A 22,073-nucleotide genomic window follows, 5' to 3' on the forward strand; every position below is an offset into this window, starting at 1 on the left:
CCACCCGCAGCCAGTGTGCCCGCAGGATGGGCCAGGCGGGCTCAGGGGCTGCAGTAGACGGTGAAGTCGCCGGCGGTGACGTGGCGGACGTACTGCTCTGCTCCGGCGAGCACGAGCAGCTGGTCGTGTGTGGCTCGGCCGGCCTGGAGGCCGGGTTGGACGATGACGGTGTGGAAGCGCGGGCGCAGGGTGCGGGCGATGTCGCGGATGGCGATGAGTTCCCTCGGGGTGCCGAGCTCGTACGGGGAGATGCCGTTGGTGCGTTCCATGTATCTCTGGGCGCGGTCGCGCAGGTGGTCTAGCAGGGGGAGGACATCGCCGCGACGCCACTTGGCGCCGCGCACGGCTTGGCCGCAGACCTCGTACAGGTCGTCGATACGCAGACCGGCGGTGGCCTTGGTGTACTTGCAGTGCACCAGTGTGACGTCGAGGTAGCGGCCGTCGGTGACCCGTAGGCCGACGAGGTCGGCTGCCTCGCCGGGGCCGTCGTCGTCGATGAGGACGTCGAATGCGGTCGATGCGCGTAGATATGCGGACATCTGGAACTGGATGGAGTCCGGGCGGCGCTCGGGCCGCTGGGACTCCTTGGTAAAGTCCACGCCCTGCCAGTCGAGCGGCACGAACTTGCTCGTGTCGAAGGGGAGTCGGGTGTAGCCGGGGTTGAGCAGGCGGCCCTCGTCGTCGATGAGGCGGTCGCCCTCCAGGAACAGCTCGGGCCTGTTGGCGTTGAGCCACGCCTGCAGCGGCACCGCCTTGGCGCTGCGGGAGCTGCTCTGTACCTGCGCGTCGATGTCCAGCGGCCGGTAGACGAGGCGCTTGTTCTCGTAGTCGCCCTGGTAGGGGATCCGCCAGGTGTCGGTCACGAGGGAGAAGCGGAACGGCCCGGTGGGGGAGTGCTCGTCGACCTCGAAGTCGACGTCCACCAGCGGGTAGGAACGGCCCTCGTGGTGGACGTTGAGTCGCCTGCCGGCGCCGGTGTAGACCTGCCAGGGCCACTGGACGGCGAGTAGGACGAACCCGGGCCGCTCGTCGATGTCCTCGGGGATGATGAACCCGTCGACGATCCGGTCGAGGTTGATGGTGCTGTCCAGGAGCTTGCTGCCCTGGTGGTCGCACCAGTCCGTCCAGGCCTTGAGGTTCGGGGCGGTTGTCGGGGTCCAGAACCGCCCCGCGTAGGCGGCGCTGATGGAGACGCTGTCGCCGTTCTCGAATCCGGACGCGGCGATGTGGGTCTGGCTTTTGTGTTCCTGGGAGGTGTCGAAGCCCTGGGAGACGTCGCTGCCGACGTGCAGGGAGAACCTGGTGAAGTGGTTGCGGGCGTCCTTGAGCCCGACGTTGCTGGGTATGAGCCGGTCGATCTTGGCCAGCACCCGGTAGGTCTGGGTTCCGTTGATCAGTTCGCAGTCCGGGCCCAGTACCGCCTCGGCGAGCTCCTTGTAGGTGCCGGACTTCTCCGAGCCGTGGATGTACAGCAGCTGCCGCGTGACGTCGAAGTACAGGACGTAGAGCTCGTAGATGACTTGCTCGAGGGTCTGTGGTGCGCCCCAGCGGACGGTGCTGCGGTGTTCGACGACGAACCAGACGACCGGGTTGTCCTGGCCGCCGGTGGCGAGGGTGTTGTCGAGGACCTGGGAGTTGCCGCGGAACAGAGCGAGTGCCGCCTCGGGTGTCCACCGCGGGCTGGGCGCGCGGTAGGCGACGGCGCTCATCTTCGGTTCCAGGACGCTGACCGTGACGTCTTCCGGTGCGTCGGTGAACGTGGCGTCGAAGGCGCCGATCTCCTCGGCGTTCGAGGTGGCGCTGTCGGTCAGGTCCTGCAGTAGCAGGTTCCAGTCGGCGTCCTCCCGCAGCAGCTGGCGCAGCGGCGAGGTGGCGTCGGGCTCGTGCGCGACGAACAAGGTGGCCTCGCCCAGGCCTTCCCGGGCCCGTGCGAATCGGCCGATGAACTGCAGCATCGGGCTCAGGCTGCGGCGGGCCGCGTGCATGGCGGCGATCTTCAGCGCCGGCTCGTCGAAGCCTTCTCCGAGCATGTCGACACAGACGATGATGCGGCAGCTGCGGTTCTTCAACGCCTGCATGGCCGCGGTGCGGCGGCGGGTTCCCACGTTCTGGTGCACCACCGTCGGCGCGAACTCCGGGGCCAGTGCCCGGTAGATCTCGCCGATCTCCTCCGCTTTCGCGATGCTCTCGGCCCGGACCATCATCAGGTGGTCGAACCCGGCAGCCCGATCGCTGCGTAGTTGGCCCACTGCGGCTTCTGCCAGCTCCCGGTCGGTGTCGCGCTGCCCGAGGACGGCGCGGTAGTTGATTCGCCCGAAGATGCCGTCCCGCTGCGCCTCTCTGAGAGGGAAACGGAAGATGATGCGGCCGGGCAGGCGGAGGCCGTCCTCGCGGAACGGGGTGGCGGTGAACAGGAGGACGGGGCGGCCGGAGAACGTGTCGATCACACGTGTCCAGGTGGCGGCGGGGGCATGGTGGGCCTCGTCCACGATCAGGTGCGAGAACGAGCCCAACAATGCTGTCCGCACGGCCAGCGAGCACCTGTTGAGGACATAGGGAGTGGCGACGACGACGTTGCACGCCTGTGCGAACCGGGCCGCCTCGCCGGGGTCTGTGAAGGAGTGCTCCAGCCGTCCCACGCACGGGCGCAGGGCGCCAGCGTCCACGATCTGCTCACGTTGCAGGACGCCGAGCGTCTCGAACTTCCCGGCGAGTTGATCCCGCAGTGCCGTGCTGGGCACCAGTACCAGGAGCCGCTCCACATCGGCGGCCGCCAGCACGGCCAGCATGGTTTCGGTCTTGCCCGTCCCGGTCGGCATCACCACGACACCGGGATCGGGCAGTCCCGAAGCCCAGTGCGCCATGACGGCATGCAGCGCTCCGAGCTGCGGACGGCGCAGACTCCCCGGCTCACCGTGGGGGCGGTATCCGATGGAGCCGTGGAGCGACTGCCTGACCGCATCAGGCCCGGTCTGGGACCGCTCCCCGATCCACGTCACCTCGCCAGACGGCGCGCCCGCCGGGATCACGGCGGTCAGGACGCCCGCCCCGTCAGGTGTCTCCTCTGTCACCTCGACGGCGGGCCAGCTGCCGAACAACCCGCGCAGCCGACTTTCCCCGTCGGCTTCCTCGACATCCAGATCCCCTGCGGGGACGAGGAGTTGGCGGACGGGTTCTTCTCCCACTTCGTGGGCGCTGCCCACACCTCGCTGCTCTTGTACATGCGTCGCGCCTTTCAGCGTCGCCGTCCGATGTGTGATGGGACGGACCGGGCAGTCACTGCCAGGACAGATCCGCCCTGACAGCAGTGGTGCGCATTCGACCCGGAGCCACCTGTGGAAGCCGCCCGCCGGTCACGCCGGCCCTGCGCCCGCCAGGCGGCCGAGGCAGGTCAGTAGGCCGGGTCGTCGTACCCGGTCAGGATCGAGTCGAGGAGGTCCTGGTCGATCCTCTCGGTTCCTTCCAGGACGCTGGCCTGGGCGGCCTGGCAGATGAGCTGGTCCAGGACATGCATGGAGCCATCGGTGCGCCCGTGGAGGTAAGCGGCCAGGTTACGCAGGGTCCCGGGTTTGTGCTCGTAGAGGCGGAGGTTCTCCTCGACCTTGCCCAGCACCCTGTGCCACTGCTCGGAATCGGCCTCGGTGTACGGGACGGGCCGCACCCACAGGGTCGGGAAGCCACTGTGGGGCCGCGGCCCGTGCGTGCCCGCGGCCGGAGCCTGGCTCCGGTGGTCCCCGTACCCGGCCCGGACGATCTCCCTCGCACCGATGCCGCAGAACAGGAACGTGACGCCGGGCAACCTGTCCTGAAGACGGAGAAGGTAGTCGAACGCGGTCTGACGCTCGCCGCTCCTGATGTACTCGACACCGTCGACCACGACCAGCCGCGTACGGGCCCGCTGCATGATCCGCACGATGGGCTCGGTCATGTCGACCGCCCGATGGTTCATCGTCTCGGGAGAACGTGAGTGCTCGATGCCGAGGAAGTCTGCGAACGGCAGCGACCAGTGCAGATCGTCCGCGCGGTCGTGCGGCACATTGATGTACACCACTGGGTACCGATCAGGGTCCGCCCCGTACGACTTCTCGACCAGGGCATGGAACCCGAGAGCGATCAGCGCGGCCAAATGCGACTTCCCGCTCAGGCGCGGCCCGTCGACGACGAAGTTCGGCCCGCGCCCGTTGCCGGGGGTCAGGTTCTTCAGCAGCATCCGGCGGGCCTGGTTCATGCCGATGGCCACATCATCGGTCTCCACCGGCAGCAGCCGGCCGTGATAGACCAGCCGCGGGTCCGACAGCGTCACCTTCGTGCCCAACGGGGCACAGTCCTGCAGGTCGGGTGGCTTGGAGGTACGCCGGGCCTGGGTCCGGAAGCCCTCCTTAGTCGTCAGCGGCCCCGGGTCGAACGGGCCGCCCGGCAGCAGGGCGGTTTTGGCCGGCGCGGGTGCGGTGTGTTGCTGTGCGGTGTCGTTCACGAATTGTCCTCGTCGGTAGAGCCGGCCGCTGTCCGGGGCGGGGCAGCGGGATCGGAGGTATCGGTCGGTGCTGGCAGGCCGCTGAGGAACAGATCGGCGATGCCCGTGGAAGCGCGCCGCAGCGCCAGCCGCAGCCCCTTCCCAGCCCTCACCCCGGCTTCCACGCCCGTGCCCGCCGGCGGTTCTGCGTCCGGTGACGGCCGCTCGCCCGTGCCACCGACAGCAGCCGGCCCGTCCACGGCCACGCCCGCGTCGTCGGACAGCCCCAGCCCGGTGCCCTGATCAGGGAAGAAGAACTGCGCGGGGCTCTCCAGCGATCGGGCCGGCACGATCGTGGCCGGGTCGGGGACACTGATGCCGGCGTACCTGTCCGGATCCGGCGGGCGCACCGCCGGCTGAGGCCCAGTGAACGGCCGGCCCGGCCGGCGCCACCGCCGCCGAGCTGCGCCCGTACGCCGCCCGGGCCGCGCGAGGTGCCCCTCGTCGAGGGGACCGCGCCGTGCCCGCTCCCGCAACTCCGAGACGGCCAACGCGATGTCGCGCTCCCGCTGCTCGTGCTCCTCCGGGCCGCCGGCCTCGAGGAAGGCCTGCTCCGCGGTCTGCCACAGGTACTGGGACCACTCGCCGTCGATCAGGTCCTGGTGGATGAACTCGGCCTCCACCCACGGGTCCTTGCCGAGCTGCTCCTGGCGCTGGTCGAACAGCCACACATAGCGCGGCGCGTACGGGTCGAAGCGGATCGGCCACCTCTTGCCCTGCCCTCGCACCCCGGAGGGCTGCTTGTTGTACGCCTGGAGCGCGGCGCTGTTGTACGTGCGGTTGCCGACCCGCACGCCCTTGTCGCCGACCTGTCGCCACTCGCAGAGCAGCAGCTTGCGCGACTGCGACGGCGACAGGGGAAGCGGCGCGTACCCCTCACAGGCCACGAGCGCCGCGTACATCTGGTTGGGGGTGAGCACCAGACCGGGCAGGTTCGGGCTGCGCAGCCCCTCGTGGCGGTGCTGCTGCCAGTGCAGTTTACCGACCGCAGGAGCTCGTGTTCCGGCTCTGACCTGCAGTGATCCATAGACTACATGTCCGTGACGACGAGTTGTGGTCGTTGCTGTAGCTCGTTCGGGTGGTCTCGTAGGACGGCCCGTCCACCGGGATGGCCGTATGCCGACAAGACGAGACCACATAGCCGGTCCGGGGCCGATTCCCGGCCGGGATCTTCATCGACGCCGCGGAAGGACACGGCGTCCGATGGCTTGGCGGGCGGCGAAAGCTGAACAGGAGACGTCGCGTCATCCTTGTCCAAACCAGGGCGGTCGCTCGCCGACTGTGAGGAGGCACGCTCCGCCCAGGTAAGCCGGGCGCAATGGCGTCACAGAGTTGTCAGCTCTTGGCGATACCGATCGATCGATCTGCTGGTGAGGAAGATCTGGTCCTGAATCCCCCATAGGCTGGCGACTCCGATTGGGCCATTCCATGGAATGTTCCATTCATCTGGCCAACGCCAGTGATCGTCGACCGGATCTACCCTGTTTCCTCTAAGCGATCGCAGCTCGCGCGCGCGGAGTCTTTGAAGCTCACTCAGGCGGAACTTCAGAATTTCGATAAATTCCCTCATGGCAGGCAGTTGGATGCGATCCGGGCCACCGGATTCATTGATCCGATTGGCTGCTTCGGCCAGGATCTCATAGCTGTACTCAAAGATTGGAGCCTCTGATGCAATTGCAGCCCAGTGGAGATATCTGTTCCGGGACTCCTTGGGGTGAAGATGCCAAATTGCATGACCGCGCATTTCGTCGACTAGTCTCTCGACGAGGTGTACGTCTTCGGGTCCTCTTCGGGTCCTACAAGGACATCGACGTGGTCGTCGAGCACGGCACCGACAAGCGGTGGCTCAGCGAATCCTCCACGCCTCCTGCTACGGCAAAGACTCCTACACGTCCATGAAGCAGGGCCTGCGGGGCCACACCCGGGGGATCTCCTTCCAGTTCCGCAGCCGCGACTCCCTCACCGCGGAGGGGTTCCCACTCACCCTGCTGTGGCGTCGGGGCGAGCCGTTCGACGTCGCCAGACAGCGACTTGCGGCCCTCACACCGGACCCTGCCGCCGGCAGCGCCCCGCGCGACCACATGCTCCCGGCGTTCGCCGGCATCGAGGACCTGTTGCCCCGGCCCGCCCGCATCGAACTCCACACCCGGTACACCGCGGGCGAGATCGCTGTCACCCCTCTGATCCTGGACGACGGCCGCCCCGGGGAGCGGAGCGTCATTCGGCACATCGAGCGGCGCTGGATCGACACCAGCTCCCTGCGCAGGGCTGCACTCACAGCTGCGGCCTTCCTCGAGGGCCGGGGCAGTGACCTGTCGACCGTCACCTTTCACGGCAAGAGAATGGATCACGCGGTGGCCGAGGAGACGTGTTTTGTCGACCTGGGCTGGCACTACTTCCAGTTCATGCCCCGATACCTGGACTGCGGGCAGGCGTGGCTGGAGGTCCTCAACCCCCATCCGACGAAGACCCTGCACGCCCTGCTCGTCGAACCGGCCGACGGCTGACCTTCGCCTCGGCCGGTCCTCGTACAGCCGAGAAGGGGCTTCAGGGGACGAGCGGATTCTCCCGGCTGAGTTCGACGAGGTGCAGGCGGTTGCGGAAACCGGCGGGCAGGTCGTTGTCGACGATGATGACCTGGGAGGGGCGGACCAGGGTGGCGCCCTGCCGCACCGCGGTGATGTGGTCGAGGAAGTGGGTGTAGAGGCGGCTGGTCAGCCTCTGGTCGTCGTCCCCGTAGCCGACGTTCTTACGCGGGGAGTCGATGACGAGCAGGGTCGGCAGGTCGGTGGCGCCGGTGACGAGCGCGTGGCTGGTGAATGCCATGCGGTAGGCGACGTTCAGTACGGTCCGCAGGCCGTGCCCGACGTTGGTCAGCGGCCCCCGCCGCACCCGCGGCAGATAGGTGCTGCGGTCGATTGCCGCGCCAGGATCACCCGGAAGCCCGAGGGCCTCGATGATGTTCTGGAAGAACTCCTCGATCTCCTGCACGGCGACCTGCCGACCGGACAGCATCGAACGGTGGTCCTTCAGCTGCTGCCTCACCTCGTCCCGCTCGCTGATCGCCCGGGCCAGTTCCTGACGGTAGTCCCGAAGCCGCGCGTGCGGCTCCAGGTCCGTCTCGATCGCGGCCGTGCGAGCCTTCGCCGACGCGTGCGCGGCGACGAGCTGCTCCAGGCTGCCCGCGATCGGGCCGATCCGGGCGTCGAGATGGGCGTCCAGCTCGGCCTGCGCAGCGGCCAGGTCGGCCTCCTTACGGCTCAGCTCCTTGGCCGCCAGCGCGGCCTCCTGGCCGGCCGCCAGGAGTTCGGTCTCGGCTGTGCCGAGCAGCGCCTCGAACCGCGAGCCGTCCCAGGGCTCCGTGCACACCCGGCAGCACCCCTCCTGGACCACCCGGCCGGTCAGGTCGCCGCCGCAGCCCGGACAGGGGCTGACCGAGCGGGGACCGACCTGCGCGCGCTGCTGCATCGCCCGAAGCTGCCGTTCCAGCCGCTCCACCTCTGCCTGCGCCTGTGCGACCGCGGACCGGCAGGATGCCGCTGCCCGCTCCTGCCTGGCGACCTTGCGCCGCAGCGGATCCTGGTCGACGGTCAGAGCCCGCTGGCGGCCCTTGAACTCCTCCAACGCGATGAGCGCCTCCCGCTCCGCCAGGCGGCTGCTCTCGAGCTCTTGCCGCAACGCGTTCTCGTCCAGGGTCCCGGGCCGGGCCAGGAACTCCTCGACGTGCTCGACCCGCGCCTTCAAGGGACGCACCGCCTCACCCAGGAGCTTCAGCCGCGCCGTGAGGACCCTGGTGTACGGATCCGTGAGATGCAGCAGCAGCTCGACGACGGCCTTGTAGCTGGCGGCGGTGTTCGTCCCGCGGACCTGTTCCCCGCCGTCGACCATGTCCTGGCTCAGGTAGCACAGCGGGTACAAGTGCTCGAACGACAGCCGACCCGTCCCGCCCGCGATCGCGACCTCCTCCGGCGGTGCGAACAGAGGTGCTAGGCCGAGCAGTTCGACCAGCAGCTCGCCGACCGTACGCCGTCCGCTGCTCGGGTCCGGCTTCACGTCGAGGATCTCGTCGACCTGTCCGGTGCGGGGGTCGACCAGTTCCACCAGGTGCGCGCGGGTGCCCAGGGCACGCCGGAGCGCGATCCGCATGCCCTCGACCCGCAGGACGACCGTGACGGAGACCAAGCGGTCCTTGGGGACCTGGCGCCAGTTGACGGCGTACCCGAGCGGATAGGCGAGAGCGTCGACGAGCGTCGTCTTTCCGGTGTCGATCGGCCCGAACACGCCGATCACCGGATGGTCGAGGTCGACCTTCCGGACTCCGTTGACCGATGTCAGGTCCAGCCTTTCGTAAGCGAACTCCCGTGCCATGCCGCCTCCTTTGCTTCGAATCCCGGTTCCGGTGAACGGACGCCGGCTTTCGACCGGCCGAAACGAGCGGTCGGTACGGACTGTCACGGGGGCGGCCGGAATCGCCGCCGGATCAGGTGAAGCGCGCGGGCGTGACAGGTCGGTGCGCGGGCGCTCACGGATCGGTGAACACGCACGGCGTGCTCCCGAGTACGGGGCCGAGCAAGTGCTACGACGCGGACTGTCGCTGAGCCAGAACATGGGAGGGGACAATCACGGTCTCGCGCTGGCTGCGGGTGATATCCGTCCACTGTGGTAACCCGGGCAGGCATGCATTTGCAGGTACGGGCGGGGGATTCGCGAGTCCCTGGTTTCCTCCACCGATCTGTACAACGGCAGACGTCCCGCGCGAGACCTTGGCGAGTTGCTGAAGCAGGAATCCGGAAGATCAACGCACCTGCATCACGTAGCCCTGACTCGCCGGGTGTAGAAAAGCCCCCGCAGGAGGGGCTGGCCACCAGCGGGCGATGGGGTTCAGGCCACCCTGGGGAGCGAGGTGCGGCGGGGCGGTCCGAAGACCTGGTCGAAGGCGAGGGCACGGTCGGATGGGACGAGGAGGTAGGGCGCGCCGGAACCTGCGGTGGTTCGCGGCCCGTGGATACCCGTGCCGAGGGCGTCGCCGGGGGTGAGGAGGTCGAGGTTGTCGAAGGCGTAGTACAGCGGCAGGCGGGTCCAGGCGACGAGCTGGAGATGGGCGGTGACGGCGGCGTTCTCGATGGCGTGCCGACTGCTGGTCCGGCTGGTCATCCGGCTCTTGCAGTCGATCATGACGACCTGTCTGTCCCGGGCCGCGATGAGGTCGGGGGTCCAGCGAAGGAAACTGTCGGTGCTGCGGAGGGCCAGGCGCACGGGCTCGCCCATGACTCCTTGGCCCCAGGGGCTGACATCCCAGCCGCGGTGGTTGAGTTCCTCGGTGACGTGTCGCTCATGGGCGTCACCGATCGCCTTCCTGTCGTGAAAGCTCGGCATTCTGGAAGTGTGGCGCGACCTGGCCCTGACGAAACGACAGCTGCTCCTGGCACGCCCGGGTTCGGCCAGGCCCGTTCGCTGTCCGTGGAGGTTCGTGGTTGTCCGTGTGGGTCCCAGGCTGTCTCACCGTGTCTCATCGTCGGCGGTCTGAACATGACCGGATTCAGCCCCCGTCGACGAAGGGTTCTCTGCGATCTGGACGGCGGTCCTCCATCAGCGGTGATCGCGCCTCGGACGTCGGTAGTCGGGCCGATGGGTGTGCGGGGTGTCGGATGGGAGAGCGGGGGATTGCTGGAGCAGAGCCGCTCGGGAGCATCTGCCACTTGTCGGCAAAGCGGCGCGGTCGCGGCCCGGGGTGAGTCCTCGACCTCCCACCACCGCTCGGTGTCCGCCTGCGGGTCGGGGCACCAGCGGAGCGCCGCCGCGGCCCCGGCAGCGGGGTGTGGTGTTCGGAGAACTGCTCGGCGAGATCCCCGACGGCCATCTCCCACTCGCCCGCGCCCCACGTCGACAACACGCTGGCCGCCGGCACCGCCGGGTCGAGCAGGCCCGTGAGTCGCAGGAACCCGGGGCGGTGGATCATCCAGGGAGTCGTCGCGGCAGCTATTGCACCGAGGTCCCGCGGGCGCCGCCAGGACTTCCCGCACGACCGCGACGTCGCGGTCGAGGTCCCCGGCGGGCCGGTCACCGGCACCGGGCGACCGGTTTTCGACACGCCGTCCCGGCCGAACGGCTGGCCCGTGGCGGCTGCGTGCTCGCCGGCGCCACGGTCGCGGAGGCCGCCTTCGCGGTCCTCAGCACCACCGGCCCGCACGATCGGGCGGTCCACCTCCACCGCTGGAGCGGGTCGGCGCACCCCGCCCGGGGCGGACGACGGGTCAGGGCGGTTCGGTGAGGCGGGCGGCGACCGTCAGGAGCAGCAGCTCGCCGGTGGCGGCGGCGGCCTTGAAGTCGAGGACACCGGTGAACGGCCCGGTGACCAGCATCAGGGTGCGGTGTGCGCGGATCGCGCGCTGCCACTGGCGGCCGCCGGCGACGGGACCGTCGTACCAGGGATGCCCGCCGGGCCGGCACACGGCCAGGTGCTGCCCGTCGAGGACGGCGGACCATCCGGGGGCCGGGTCGCACCCGGGCGGGTGCGCCGTCCAGCCCTCCCCGGCCAGGACGGGAGAGGCGGCCATGGCGGGCACGACCAGGACGGGGCGCCGGTCGGGCAGCAGTTCCGGCCACGGCGAGCCGCGCAGACCCGTACCCGTCAACTCCACACACGACCCCTTCCCCCGCCCCGGGCCGCCTCCACGGACCCGGCAGGCCCCATCATCGGCCACCACCCGGGCCGACGGAGGCGAAATCCGCCGACGAACCGACCGACACCCCTGCCGGAGGACACCGCTGCCTGCCCACACGGCCCGCCCCGCCCCCTACCCTGCGGGCCGCTGCGCCGGGCCGCAGGGCGAACCGGGCACCCACCAGCCCCCGCGAACCCCGCACCGGCCCACCGCCCCTGTCGATCCCACGCCGCTACGCTGGCGGTGGTGCCCGCTGGCCCCGAGACGCACACCCGGGGCCATCACCGGCGGGCACCACCAACCCGCGCCCGGCCCCTCGGCCCGCCTTGCCACTCACCCGGGCACGTACCGTCCTGTTTCTTCCGCAACTGCTGCTCGGCGATGGCGCCCATGGGTCCGGCGGTGCCGATGTGGGCCATCACCACCTCCGCGTGCGCCCGCCGACTGCGACGTCGGTGCGGCCCGCAGTTCGGCTGCGCCAGCACCTGCGGAGGGGTCGCCCCTGTGCCACCGTGCCCGCACGGCCAGATCATCGTCCTGTCGGACACATTCGAGGCCACAGGTTCCTGGAGTGCCCGGCGAACGACGGGCTTCCGCGTACAACCGGTCTGGGCGCGTGGCACGATGGCGCCCGATCACCACGCTGAGGAGGCATCTAGTGACGTTGCGTCGTGACGAGTGGATCGTGCTCGAAGACCTCGGAGAGTAGCCGTCGGGTGCCTGGATGACGGGCACAAAGGCCGTTGGAGAAGCGGTAGCGGGCCGGCGCGGCCGTGCGGGACGTCGCCGAGCGCGGCCTGTGCGACCTCGCGCCGGACAACGTCCTGGACAAGCTCACCGCCGACGGCGCGCGGCCGGAGTGGGCCGCCCGGATCACCCCGCTCGGCCGGACCGTCCTGACTTACCGCGAACTCCAGGAGAATCCCGACCCCACAACGGAACCCGCTACGGCCCCGGAGGGGCTCAAGGTCCGCGGCACCGACATCGACATCCTGCGCTCCGCGCTCGCCTCGGCCGAGGCCGACGCCCTCCCCGGGATCGACGCACCGGCATTGCGCAACGCCCTGGCCGGCGCCGTCCCGGTCCCCGGATCCCGGCAGCACCCTCACTACCAGCAAGGAAGGCCTCGCCGCGGTCGTCGCTGTTCTCCACCTGGAGTCGCTCGTGCGGGACTCCACCGGCTACCACCAGCTCCTGCGACAGCTGCCCCTGTCCTCGTGGAACGGACCACCTGGGCGACCGCCCACGTGTTCACGCGGTGGTCTCGGCGCTCGGTGACGGATGAGATGACATCCGTTGAGCGGCAGGAGGCAACCTTGCCGACGCAATCACAGCCTCAGTCCATGTGACGCAGATCACGCAGTTCGAGTCAAAATTCTTTGCCTCTCCGGTTCCCTGCCGAGCCCGAGGGTGAGGGAGCCTCATCCCCACGGATCGGAGGAGAAGAGATGACCACCACGGACCAGCCGTGCGCATTGCCGCCCGAGCTTGCTGCGCTCGCGCAGTCGAGGGGCTGGAGTGGCCAAGCCGTGAAGTGCGCCATTCCCAGGCCCGGGGGTCGGCACTTCGGGGATGAACTCTCCAAGTGGATACTCACTGCTGGCGTCGATGACCGATTCGAGTTCGACGGCTTCTTCGTCCAGGTCGGCCTCGCCGAGATCGAGTGGTCACCCCGAAGGGTCGACTTCACGTTCGGCAAGACGGGGCGCGTCGACTCCCATCTCACAGACGATCCCTACGACTTCATCGAGACGATGTGGTCCTGCTGCACGGTCGAAGCCGTGAACGACCAGCAGGAGCTCACCCGCTACGTCCACGTCGCGTTCGGTGTGTACAGGGTGGTGCCGCCCACCAAGCAGATGCTCCTGGTAGCCCTCGCCGCCCGGTGGGCCGCCATCGAGGGCGACCACGAGACCGTCGACGACTTCACCCGCAATGTGCTCGGACGCGCCAGGCCCGAGGAGTGGCGGGACGCCGTTATCAGCGGCCTGCTCGGCGACTGGGTCGACTGCCTCGGTCATTACCTGACCGACCCCGAACTGCTGGCCGTCCTGCACGCCTATACCGCCGCCGAGCACCGACGATGGACCCCGCTGTGGGAACGGAGGACCGGTGGAGGAGGGAAGACCCCCAGCCGACGGGTCCTCCTTACCGGCACCGCGATCGGTGAGGACGGCCTGACCGTCCAGGACCTGCTCGCCGACCTCCTCACCGCCGAGGACCGGGCCCTGCAGCACCGGATCGGCGACGCCCGCATCCACGCCGTCCTGCGAGGGCTGAAACCGGACGAGGCCGCCGTCGCCGCCCGCTGGGCCCGCAGCGGGGACACCTGGGGCCAGGCCGCCGCCGGCGGCGGCCTGCCCGAGTCCTACGGCGAGCGTGTGCGGCGCAAGCTGCACCGCCTCGGCGACCGCCACACCGAGCGCGCGCTGGCTGCGGCGGAGGCGACCCGGTGATCGACATTCTGTACGCCGCGCTGCCCGAATTCCTCGGCGGCCTGGGCGCCGCCCTCGCCTTCGCCGTCGGCACCGCCACGTACCGAGCCCTGCGCGCCAGGCTCAAGCGGTAGCCCACCCCCGGCCCGGCGCTATCGCGCGCCGGGCCCAGGCTTGGCTCGGGGTCTGCCGCACCTCGGCCCCGGGCCCAGCCGCAGGTCCAGAGCAGGCCACGAACGGGGCCGACCAGTTGCCTGTGCTGCCCGGCTATGCTCCGCAGAGCGTGTCGTTGACCTTCAGTGAGTGCGTGACATCGTTGAGCTGGTACGAGCGCAGGTCGCTGATCGACCCTCCCTCGCGCCCCACACACACGTGCCGGCCCGTCCGGCCACTGTTGTTGATCACCGAGCTCCTCGCCCCCGGATGTAGTCCGGCAGATGCCGAACACTCCCGTCGACGGCCCGCTTCACGTACGGCTGCCCCACGAAGTCGATCTCCGGATAGATGCACACGAACCCACGGGGACAGGCGATCTTGTCACGGAGCTGCGCCGGAGCGGCCTGGGCCGGCACCGCACCGACCAGCACTGTTCCCAGAGCAACGGTCGCACCGGTGAACGCCAACGACGAACGGACACGCAGGCTGCGCATGTGATGGTCCCTTCGGTAGTACCTCGCGTGCCTCGGTGGTGGCTTGACGGCAAGCGTCGCCGGGCGGCAGACGGAGTGGAGCACGAACGGTCTCGAGGGACCTGTGCCGCCGAACCGTCTCCGCATGCGGCCGGGGACCGGGATTCACGCGAAGGAGCTGTCCGAAGGGTGCTCGCGTTCGAAGACCCCACCGACGCGCTGGATCCCGGCGCTGGCGGCGTTCGGGTGCGGTGGACGGGCGAGACCGCAGGGGAGTAGAGCATGACACGCTGATCAGGCGCGCCTGGCGTTGAGGACTGTCCCGTCTCAAGGCTGATGTACTTGCCGGTCGGCTGGGCAGGCGTCCAGGACGGGGCGTCGACCAGGGGCCCGAGCCACAGGTACTCGGGGACCGGAAGCCGCCATTTGCGCTCGTGGGTCCAATCCGAGCTCCCCAGGAGCGTGCTGTGAGCAGCATCCGCCCGCGGGCCCGACCACGACGGCGACGCTGACCTGACCGAAGGCTCAGCACCCTCGTGTGCGGCCGACTCTTTGGCCATGCGCCTGCACGCGTGATGTCAGTGCCAGGGGGCAGAATCGAAGACGTCGCGAGAGGAGTGGACATGCCCGCGAAGGGTCTCGACGTGCACATACCTTCACCCGGCGGCTGCCGCTGGTGCGGTGTGGAGGAGCGCCAGCACATGCAGCGCTGGAAGCCGCCCGTTGGTTGGCACACGTGGGAGCCGCCCACGCTGGAACAGCGCAAGGAGCGGATGCAGGCCCGCCGGGCCCGTCAGCGGCCCGACGGGCAGGCCCTGTCGGCTGCGATCATCCCGCTAGCGTCCTGAGCTCGGAGAAGACCGAGCGCAACTGGAGAGGGACGTCATCGGGGGTGTCCAGCGTGGCGGCGAGCGTGTACATCATGTCCGGCTTGCCACCCGGTCCCTGCGGGCTGCCGACCTGAAGGAGCTCCTTGACCTGCTCGCTGAACTTCTTGCCCGGGGCGCGCAGCGCGGTGAAATCGGACGCCGACCACTCGCCCTCCTCCTTCGGCCAGGCCTTGTTGGCGACCTTCGCCCACACTGGGTCGGTGAAGATCTCCTCCAGCTCGTTGTAGCGTTCCTGGCCCTCGGCGGCATGGTCCGGTTCGCCGAGGAACTTCACGTACCGGTCAGCGCTGGTCCCGAAGAACTGGGTGAGCTTCGCCTCCTTGAAGATGCTCTTGCTGACATTGCGGCTGTCGGCGTCGACCACGAGCATTACCGTCCGATCCCACTCCACGAGGTAGCGGGCCAGGTGCAGCGCGCCTTCATTGTTGAAGCACGCCCACAGGGCGATGCCGGCGGCCTGCAGCGACATTCCCTCGCACAGCCGGAACAGCACGGGGAAGGCGCGCTGCTCGGTGTCGCCCTCCACCGCCAGGAAGCAGCGCTCGTGGAGCAGCACGGTGTTCCGCAGTCCGACTGCGACGGCGATCTTTCCCAGGTGGATGTCTATGGCCGGGCCGACCACGCCCGCGCCCAGCCGTTCCACCATGGTGCGGTGGTTCTCCAGCTTCAGATGGACGACGTCGCTGATGTCGACGCCGTCGATCAGGTTCATCGAGTGCGTGGCAACCATGACGCTGACGTGGGGGAGTGCGCTCTGTTCACGGATCAGGTTCATGATCCGCCGCTGGTGGCCGTAGTCCAGATGGGTGTCGGGTTCGTCGTAGACCACGATGGTCTGCACGGGCGGAGCCACCGGTTCCCCGTCGTCGGCCGAGTCCTCCGCCGCGGCGGTGATTTCCTCTTCTATCAGCAGCTCGTTGTTCCACTCCCAGATCGCCAGGGACACGCGACGGTTGCTGCCCAGCCCCGACCGCTCCAGCCCGACCGGCTCTCCGGCGGCGCGGGCGATGCGCAGCGGAGCGCCGCGGAAGCCCTGGGTGAAGGACACCTCGGGCTCCACGAAGACCTCAGCCAGGTCGGGGCACCGGTCCTGGATGTGCTCGCACAGCGACTTGGCGTCGATCCGAAGACGCTCCTGGATGTCCAGCTCTATCGCGCCCAGGCGGCCCTTGAGCTCGGGGTCGGCCATGTGGTGCTGGAAGCGGCCGCTCAGCGCGGTCTTGATCTGGTCGTCGGGCCGTGCGGCCTTGCCGTCGAACGGCAGGAACGCCGGCATGCGCTTGTCGAAGCCGCCAGGGGCCGGGCCCCAGCCCTCGGCGGAGTGCCCGGCGGCGTACTGCCGCAACGCTGCCTCTAGGTCGGCCCGCCGTTGCGAGAGCGGTGCCAGCCCCAGCTCCGCCACCAACGCCTTCAACGCGGGCACCAGATGCCGCGACAGGTCCGCCAGTCGCTCGTCGTCGGGCACTGGTCCCCACACCTGGAGAAGCGGCGAAGCCTCCAGAGCTGCCCACCGGCGCGCCCTTACCACGGCCGGCAGGTCGAACGCGCCCTGTTCCCACTCGTCCAGCAGGAACACCCCGGTCACGCTCGTGCTCGGCATCCGGCCGGCACCCTCACCGGGCTCCTGCTCGGTGTCGGTGCCGCTGTAGCTGCGGTCGTCGTCGGACAGGGACCGCTTGCCCAGCAGGAACGCCAGCGCGTCGAGCACGGCGCTCTTGCCCCCGTCGTTGTGCCCGGCCAGGATCGTCGGCCTGCTCACCGGGATGTCGGCGACGTCGGTCAGCGATCGAAACCCGCTGATGCTGAAGCTCTTCAGGTGCACTGCCTCGACCGCTCCATGGCTCCGGGGGCCAACCCGACCAACGACCACTGCGACAGGGGTGCCGCACCGTCAGTTCTGCTGGCACATAACTGTGATGATGTGAGGGACACCATCCTAGAACGTCCGCCCCACTCCACGCGGGCAGCCTGGCGCCCCCAAGGGCCCGCCAGCTGGGGCTCCTGCCCAGATGAGTGCAGGACAGGCCCTCGGCGACCAAGCCACTGCCCGCCGACCGTCTCCTGAGACTAGCGAACTCAGCTGATGTGTAAGTTCGTTCGCGGGGGAGACCGTGCGTCAGGTACTGTCGCTGCGCATGCGGATCCTGCACACCTCCGACTGGCACCTGGGCCGCTCCCTGCACCGCGAGTCGCTCATCAAAGCCCAGCGGGCGTTCCTCGAAGCTTTGGTGGACCTGGTCCGCACCAAGAACATCGAGGTCGTCGCCGTTGCCGGCGATGTGTTCGACCGTGCGATCCCGCCGCTGGACGCCATCGACCTGTTCACCTGGGTCCTCGAAGAACTCGCCGGCCTCGGCGTCCCACTGATCATGATCAGCGGGAACCACGACTCCCCGCGGCGCCTGGGAGTCAACGCACGCCTGATCGAACGGGCCGGTATCCACCTGCGTACCGATCCCTCCGACTGCGCGCGCCCCGCCGTCGTCGAGGACGAGCACGGGCCCGTAGCCTTCTACGGCCTGCCCTACTTCGAGCCCGCCCTGGTCCACGTCAGCCTTGGCGCGGAGGCTGCGAGCCACCAAGCCGTGCTCACCGCTGCGATGGACCGGGTCCGCGCGGACCTGGCCGCCCGGCCCGGAACCCGGTCCGTCGTGCTCGCCCACGCCTTCGTCACAGACGCCAAGACCAGCGACAGTGAGCGCGACATCAGCGCCGGCGGCGTCCCGAGCGTTCCGGCGGCGGTTTTCACCGGCGCCGACTACGTCGCCCTTGGACATCTGCACCGCTGCCAGACCATCAGCGACCGTATCCGCTACAGCGGCTCCCCGATTGCTTACTCGTTCTCCGAGGCCCCTTACGACAAGGCGATGTGGCTGGTCGACCTGGGCGCCGACGGCGGCGTGACCGCCGAGAAGATCCCCTGCCCGGTGACACGACCGCTTCACCACATCACCGGCAACCTCAAGGACCTCCTGAAGGATCCGGACCACACCCGGTTCGAGCAGTGCTGGCTGCATGTCTCCCTGACCGACCCGGACCGCCCCTACATGGCCATGGAACAGTTGCGGCAGCGCTTTCCCCACATCCTCAAGCTCACCTTCACCGCCGAAGAGCAGCCCGCGGACGACACGACGTTCCGCTCCCGGGTCGAGGGACGAACAGACCACGAGATCGCCGTCGACTTCCTGAGCTACGCCACCCACAGCCACGCGACCGACACCGAGCAGCAGCTCCTGTTGCAGGGACTGGAAGAGGTCCGCACCGCCGCCGCTGAGCGAGAGGCCAGCTGATGCGCCCTCACCACCTGACCATCACGGCCTTCGGTCCCTTCGCCGGCACCGAGACCGTCGACTTCGACGAACTGACCAACTCGGGCGTGTTCCTCCTGCACGGCGACACCGGAGCGGGCAAGACCAGCGTCCTGGACGCGCTCTGCTTCGCCCTGTACGGAAGAGTGCCCGGCCAGCGCACCGAGCACCGTCTGCGCAGCCACCACGCCCAAGTTGGCATCCGCACCGCGGTCGCCCTGGAGTTCACCGCGGCGGACCGCCGCTTCAAGATCATGCGCACGCCCAAGCAGAGCTATCCCAGCACCCGGGCCAAGAACGGCATCGCCACCACCGAAGCCACCGTCCAGCTCCTGGAGCGCACCACCGGTCCCGACGGCGCCCACCACTGGCAGGCGATCTCCTCCAGCCACCAGGAAGCCAACAAGGAAGTCACCGACATCCTGGGACTGACCAAGGAACAGTTCTGCCAGGTCGTGCTGCTCCCGCAGGGCGAGTTCGCCGCGTTCCTGCACGCGGGCGCCGAAGAACGCCGCAAGCTGCTCGGCAAGCTGTTCGGCACCCGGCGCTTCCGCGACCTGACCGTCTGGCTCGCCAACCGCGCCAAAGCCCTCCACCGTGAGGCCGACGATGCAACCGCACACATCCTGCTCCTGGCAGAGCGCATCGACCAGGAGGCCGGCCCCACCCTGACAGCCCGCACCGACGCCCGGCCCGACGAGCGTCACCTCACCGCCTGGCTCCCGTGGGCACGACGCCTAACCGCCACCGCCGAGGACGACTGCACAGTCGCCGCCGCACAAGCGCAGCAGGCCGAACAGACCCACCAAGCCGCCAAGGACCACCTGAGCAAGACCAGCGACCTGGCGGGGAAGCAAGCCCGGCACCAAACGGCACTCACCCAGCGCGCCGCTTTGGAGGAGACCGCCACCGACCACCCGCGCCTGCGCCGGCAACTCGAGGCCGGTCGCCGCGCCGAGCCGCTACGCCCTCTCCTCGACCAGACGGCAGCCCACACCAAGGCCCTGAAAGCCGCGAAGGACGCAGAGAGCCGCGCGCGTTTGCTCCTGGACGCACAGGACACCAGCGAGGACATCCCCGGACTGCAGGCGGCCCAGCAACGACTCCACGCCGAGAAGGGACGACTGGAGGGCCTGCTGCCCGAGGAGGAGCGGCACGCGGCCCTGTCCGAGCAACTGGACACCCTGCGCGAGAAGGAAGAGCACGCCCAGGAGCAATACGACGAGGCCGAAGCCTGGCTCAAGGACTGGCTCAACACCCTGGAACACCACACCGGCAAGATCGCCGATCTCGAGCGTGCCGTCCAAGAGCTGCCGTCCCTGGAAGCGACCCACAAGTCACTCGCACTTCAGCTCGCGACCGCGGTCGAACGCGACGCCCTCGCCGTCAAGCTCAGCCGCGCCACCACCAATGAGACCGAGCGCGAGAAGGAGATGCTGAGGGCACAGCAGACCTGGCTGGACCTGCGGCAGCGCCGCATGGACGGCATGGCGGGCGAGCTCGCGGCCGTGCTGGAAACCGGCCAGCCGTGCCAAGTCTGCGGATCACCCGTTCACCCCGCCCCCGCCCGGCCCGCCGCAGACCAACCCACCCGCCAGGACGAGGACACCGCACAAGAGAACTACGACGAGGCCCGCAACGCCCACGAAGAGGCGATGAACCTGCGCAGCGACCTCGCCGCACAGCACGCCCGCACCATCGGGGCCGCCGGAACCGATCCAGTACCCGACCTTCAAGCAAGGCTCGCCGACGCCACAGCCACCCAAGACCGCGCACGGGCCAAAGCAGCCGAACTGCATCCCGCCCAAGAAGCACTGACACGCCTCCAGAACGAGCACGAGACACAAACGAACCAGCGCAACCGCACCCGCGAAGCGCTGACCGAGATCCAGGCCCGCAGCGCCCTGCTCGCCCAGCAGGAGAGCCAGCTCGCCGCCGTCCTGACACAGGCGCGCGCCGAGGAAGCATCACTGACCAAGCGGCTCACCTCGCTGACCACCACTGCCGATTGCCTGGCCACCGCCCTGGACGCCGCTCAGGCCACCGAGAGCGCCAAGGCACACCTGGCCGAGACACAGCGCACCACTGCCGACGCCACCATGCAAGCGGGCTTCGCCGACCTCGACGAAGCAACCGCAGCGCTCTCCTCCTCCTCGGTGCTGCAGCAGTGGCACGAGCAACTGGAGCAGTGGGGGAAGCAGTTCGCGGTGGTCGACAGCATCCTCGCCGAAGCAGAACTCCTCGAAGCAGCCCGCCAGCCGCAAGCCGACCCTGCAGTGGCACAAGAAGCCCTGGCGCACGCCGAGAGCAGCGCCACCGACGCGGCCGTCAAGCTCCAGCAGGCCCGGGAGCGCGCCCAGAACCTGGCCCACCTGACCGCTGACCTGGACGCTCGTGTGGCAGCGGCGGAGCCGCTCAGGGCCGAGAGCGCGCTCGTCGACCGTCTTGCCAGCGTCGCAGCCGGAACCGGCGCGGTCAACACGCTGAGCATGGAGCTGGAGGCGTACGTCCTCGCGGGCCGCCTCGAACAGATCGCGGACGCGGCCAACAAGCGCCTGAGCATCATGACCAACGACCGCTACCAACTTCGCCACAGCCACGAGAAGGAGACCGGACAAGGCCGCGCCAAAGCCGGCCTCGGCCTGCGCATACGTGACGACTGGACGGGCGTGGAACGCGAGACCTCCACCCTGTCCGGCGGAGAGACCTTCACCACCGCTCTGGCCCTGGCTCTGGGGTTGGCCGACGTCGTGACCCAGGAAGCCAGTGGCCGGCCGCTGGGGACGCTCTTTATCGACGAGGGCTTCGGCAGCCTCGACGAGCAGAGCCTGACCGACGTCATGGACGTGCTCGACCACCTGCGAGCCGGAAACCGGGCAGTTGGCGTGGTCAGCCATGTAGGAGAGCTGCGGCGCCGCATCCCCACCCAGCTCCACGTCAAGAAGCGCCATCAGGCCGGCTCCACCGTGCACCCGCTGGTCGACGCAGACATATGAACCGTCCTCAGCCGAACCGGCCCGATTGACGGTTCAGGCTGAGGCAAGCGGGATCGCTGCTTGGGCCTGACCAGCTGGTACGAGGCTTGGCAAGACGTGTCGGCCGCAGGCCTCCCATGTTCGCCGCGCGTGCCGTCCCGCCGTCCCGCCCGGTCGTCGTCCCCGTCCGGCCTGCTCGTGAGTCTCCGCCCGTCGTTGCGTCGGCCGTCAGGCCAGCTCAGAGCCTGCAGCTCGTGGTTTGCGGCGGCCCTGCGGCTCCGGCCGGGGTGGCGGGGGAGTGTGCTCTCCCGGCCCGCCGCTGCCTCCCGCTGCCGGGCTGTTTCCGGCCGGTCCGGTGGGGGAGTGGCTTCTCCGCCGCCGCTATCCCGGGCCGTGCCCCGGCGGCCACCCGCGCCCACTCCCGTCCGCTTCTGCCGCCCGGGTCGCTGTCCGGCCGCCACGCGGGCCGGCCCGGAGCCCCTGCAGGTCCGTCACGGGTTCCGTCCGCCATCCGTTTCTCCCGCCCGACCCGCCCGTTCTGGGAGCCTCCCGGCCGCCGGGTGTCGCGCCGGGCCACGCCCTGTGAGGCCGGCCCCCGGACAGCGCGCCTTTCACTCGTTCTCGTTACAACAATCGGCCCCACATTGTGTACCGGTGC

General features: G+C 69.3%; 14 protein-coding genes. 5 read left to right on the top strand and 9 right to left on the bottom strand.

Features of this window, described 5'->3' with window-relative positions; all coding sequences use genetic code 11:
* Nucleotides 1-41: 41 nt before the first annotated feature.
* The 4 genes from ACFP3U_RS18645 to ACFP3U_RS18660 all read right to left on the bottom strand — a co-directional run bounded on the left by ACFP3U_RS18645 (nucleotide 42) and on the right by ACFP3U_RS18660 (nucleotide 6,257).
* Nucleotides 42-2,864: a DEAD/DEAH box helicase gene (locus ACFP3U_RS18645; RefSeq protein ID WP_380226681.1), complete on the bottom strand. Its 2,823-nt coding sequence runs from the start codon at nucleotides 2,862-2,864 to the stop codon at nucleotides 42-44.
* 527 nt (nucleotides 2,865-3,391) lie between these two features.
* Nucleotides 3,392-4,474, bottom strand: coding sequence for a P-loop NTPase family protein (locus tag ACFP3U_RS18650; protein ID WP_380226682.1), 1,083 nt, complete (start codon nucleotides 4,472-4,474; stop codon nucleotides 3,392-3,394).
* Complete coding sequence (locus ACFP3U_RS18655) at nucleotides 4,471-5,433, bottom strand: Mu transposase C-terminal domain-containing protein (protein ID WP_380226683.1); 963 nt, start codon at nucleotides 5,431-5,433, stop codon at nucleotides 4,471-4,473. The genes ACFP3U_RS18650 and ACFP3U_RS18655 overlap by 4 nt, the downstream gene beginning before the upstream one ends.
* Nucleotides 5,434-5,837: 404 nt before the next feature.
* Nucleotides 5,838-6,257, bottom strand: a complete 420-nt coding sequence (locus tag ACFP3U_RS18660) for a hypothetical protein (RefSeq protein WP_380226684.1) — start codon at nucleotides 6,255-6,257, stop codon at nucleotides 5,838-5,840.
* A 97-nt stretch (nucleotides 6,258-6,354) separates the two neighbouring features.
* Here ACFP3U_RS18660 and ACFP3U_RS18665 point away from each other — a divergent pair, with 97 nt between their 5' ends.
* Nucleotides 6,355-7,020, top strand: coding sequence for a hypothetical protein (locus tag ACFP3U_RS18665; RefSeq protein WP_380226685.1), 666 nt, complete (start codon nucleotides 6,355-6,357; stop codon nucleotides 7,018-7,020).
* A gap of 40 nt (nucleotides 7,021-7,060) precedes the next feature.
* On the opposite strand, the gene ACFP3U_RS18670 is transcribed toward ACFP3U_RS18665, so the two are convergent.
* The 3 genes from ACFP3U_RS18670 to ACFP3U_RS18680 form a co-directional block, all read right to left on the bottom strand.
* Entirely contained in the window at nucleotides 7,061-9,121 is a 2,061-nt protein-coding gene (locus ACFP3U_RS18670) for a hypothetical protein (RefSeq protein WP_380226686.1), read from the bottom strand.
* 273 nt (nucleotides 9,122-9,394) lie between these two features.
* Entirely contained in the window at nucleotides 9,395-9,781 is a 387-nt protein-coding gene (locus tag ACFP3U_RS18675; RefSeq protein ID WP_380226687.1) for a hypothetical protein, read from the bottom strand.
* Between the two features lie 986 nt (nucleotides 9,782-10,767).
* On the bottom strand, nucleotides 10,768-11,154 hold the full coding sequence (locus ACFP3U_RS18680; RefSeq protein WP_380226688.1) for a hypothetical protein: 387 nt from the start codon (nucleotides 11,152-11,154) through the stop codon (nucleotides 10,768-10,770).
* A gap of 1,553 nt (nucleotides 11,155-12,707) precedes the next feature.
* Between ACFP3U_RS18680 and ACFP3U_RS18685 the strand changes: the two genes are divergently transcribed.
* The gene (locus tag ACFP3U_RS18685; RefSeq protein ID WP_380226689.1) at nucleotides 12,708-13,634 is read left to right on the top strand and encodes a hypothetical protein; all 927 of its coding nucleotides are present in this window, start codon (nucleotides 12,708-12,710) and stop codon (nucleotides 13,632-13,634) included.
* A gap of 380 nt (nucleotides 13,635-14,014) precedes the next feature.
* Here ACFP3U_RS18685 and ACFP3U_RS18690 read toward each other — a convergent pair whose 3' ends face one another.
* Nucleotides 14,015-14,263 carry a peptidase inhibitor family I36 protein gene (locus tag ACFP3U_RS18690; protein ID WP_331742803.1) on the bottom strand — a complete coding sequence of 83 codons (249 nt, stop codon included), beginning with the start codon at nucleotides 14,261-14,263 and terminating at the stop codon, nucleotides 14,015-14,017.
* Nucleotides 14,264-14,865: 602 nt separating this feature from the next.
* On the opposite strand from ACFP3U_RS18690, the gene ACFP3U_RS18695 reads away from it, so the two are divergent.
* Nucleotides 14,866-15,090: a hypothetical protein gene (locus tag ACFP3U_RS18695; RefSeq protein WP_380226690.1), complete on the top strand. Its 225-nt coding sequence runs from the start codon at nucleotides 14,866-14,868 to the stop codon at nucleotides 15,088-15,090.
* Here ACFP3U_RS18695 and ACFP3U_RS18700 read toward each other — a convergent pair.
* Nucleotides 15,071-16,954 (bottom strand): ATP-dependent nuclease, encoded by a 1,884-nt coding sequence (locus ACFP3U_RS18700; protein ID WP_380226691.1) that lies wholly within the window; start codon nucleotides 16,952-16,954, stop codon nucleotides 15,071-15,073. The two genes, ACFP3U_RS18695 and ACFP3U_RS18700, sit on opposite strands and share 20 nt — an antisense overlap.
* Before the next feature lie 313 nt (nucleotides 16,955-17,267).
* Between ACFP3U_RS18700 and ACFP3U_RS18705 the strand changes: the two genes are divergently transcribed.
* Both ACFP3U_RS18705 and ACFP3U_RS18710 read left to right on the top strand, forming a co-directional pair.
* Nucleotides 17,268-18,422 carry an exonuclease SbcCD subunit D gene (locus ACFP3U_RS18705; protein WP_380226709.1) on the top strand — a complete coding sequence of 385 codons (1,155 nt, stop codon included), beginning with the start codon at nucleotides 17,268-17,270 and terminating at the stop codon, nucleotides 18,420-18,422.
* Entirely contained in the window at nucleotides 18,422-21,436 is a 3,015-nt protein-coding gene (locus ACFP3U_RS18710) for an AAA family ATPase (protein ID WP_380226692.1), read from the top strand. Before ACFP3U_RS18705 ends, ACFP3U_RS18710 begins: the two co-directional genes overlap by 1 nt.
* Nucleotides 21,437-22,073 lie beyond the last annotated feature (637 nt).

The organism is Kitasatospora misakiensis, assembly GCF_042656005.1.
Taxonomy (GTDB): domain Bacteria; phylum Actinomycetota; class Actinomycetes; order Streptomycetales; family Streptomycetaceae; genus Kitasatospora; species Kitasatospora misakiensis.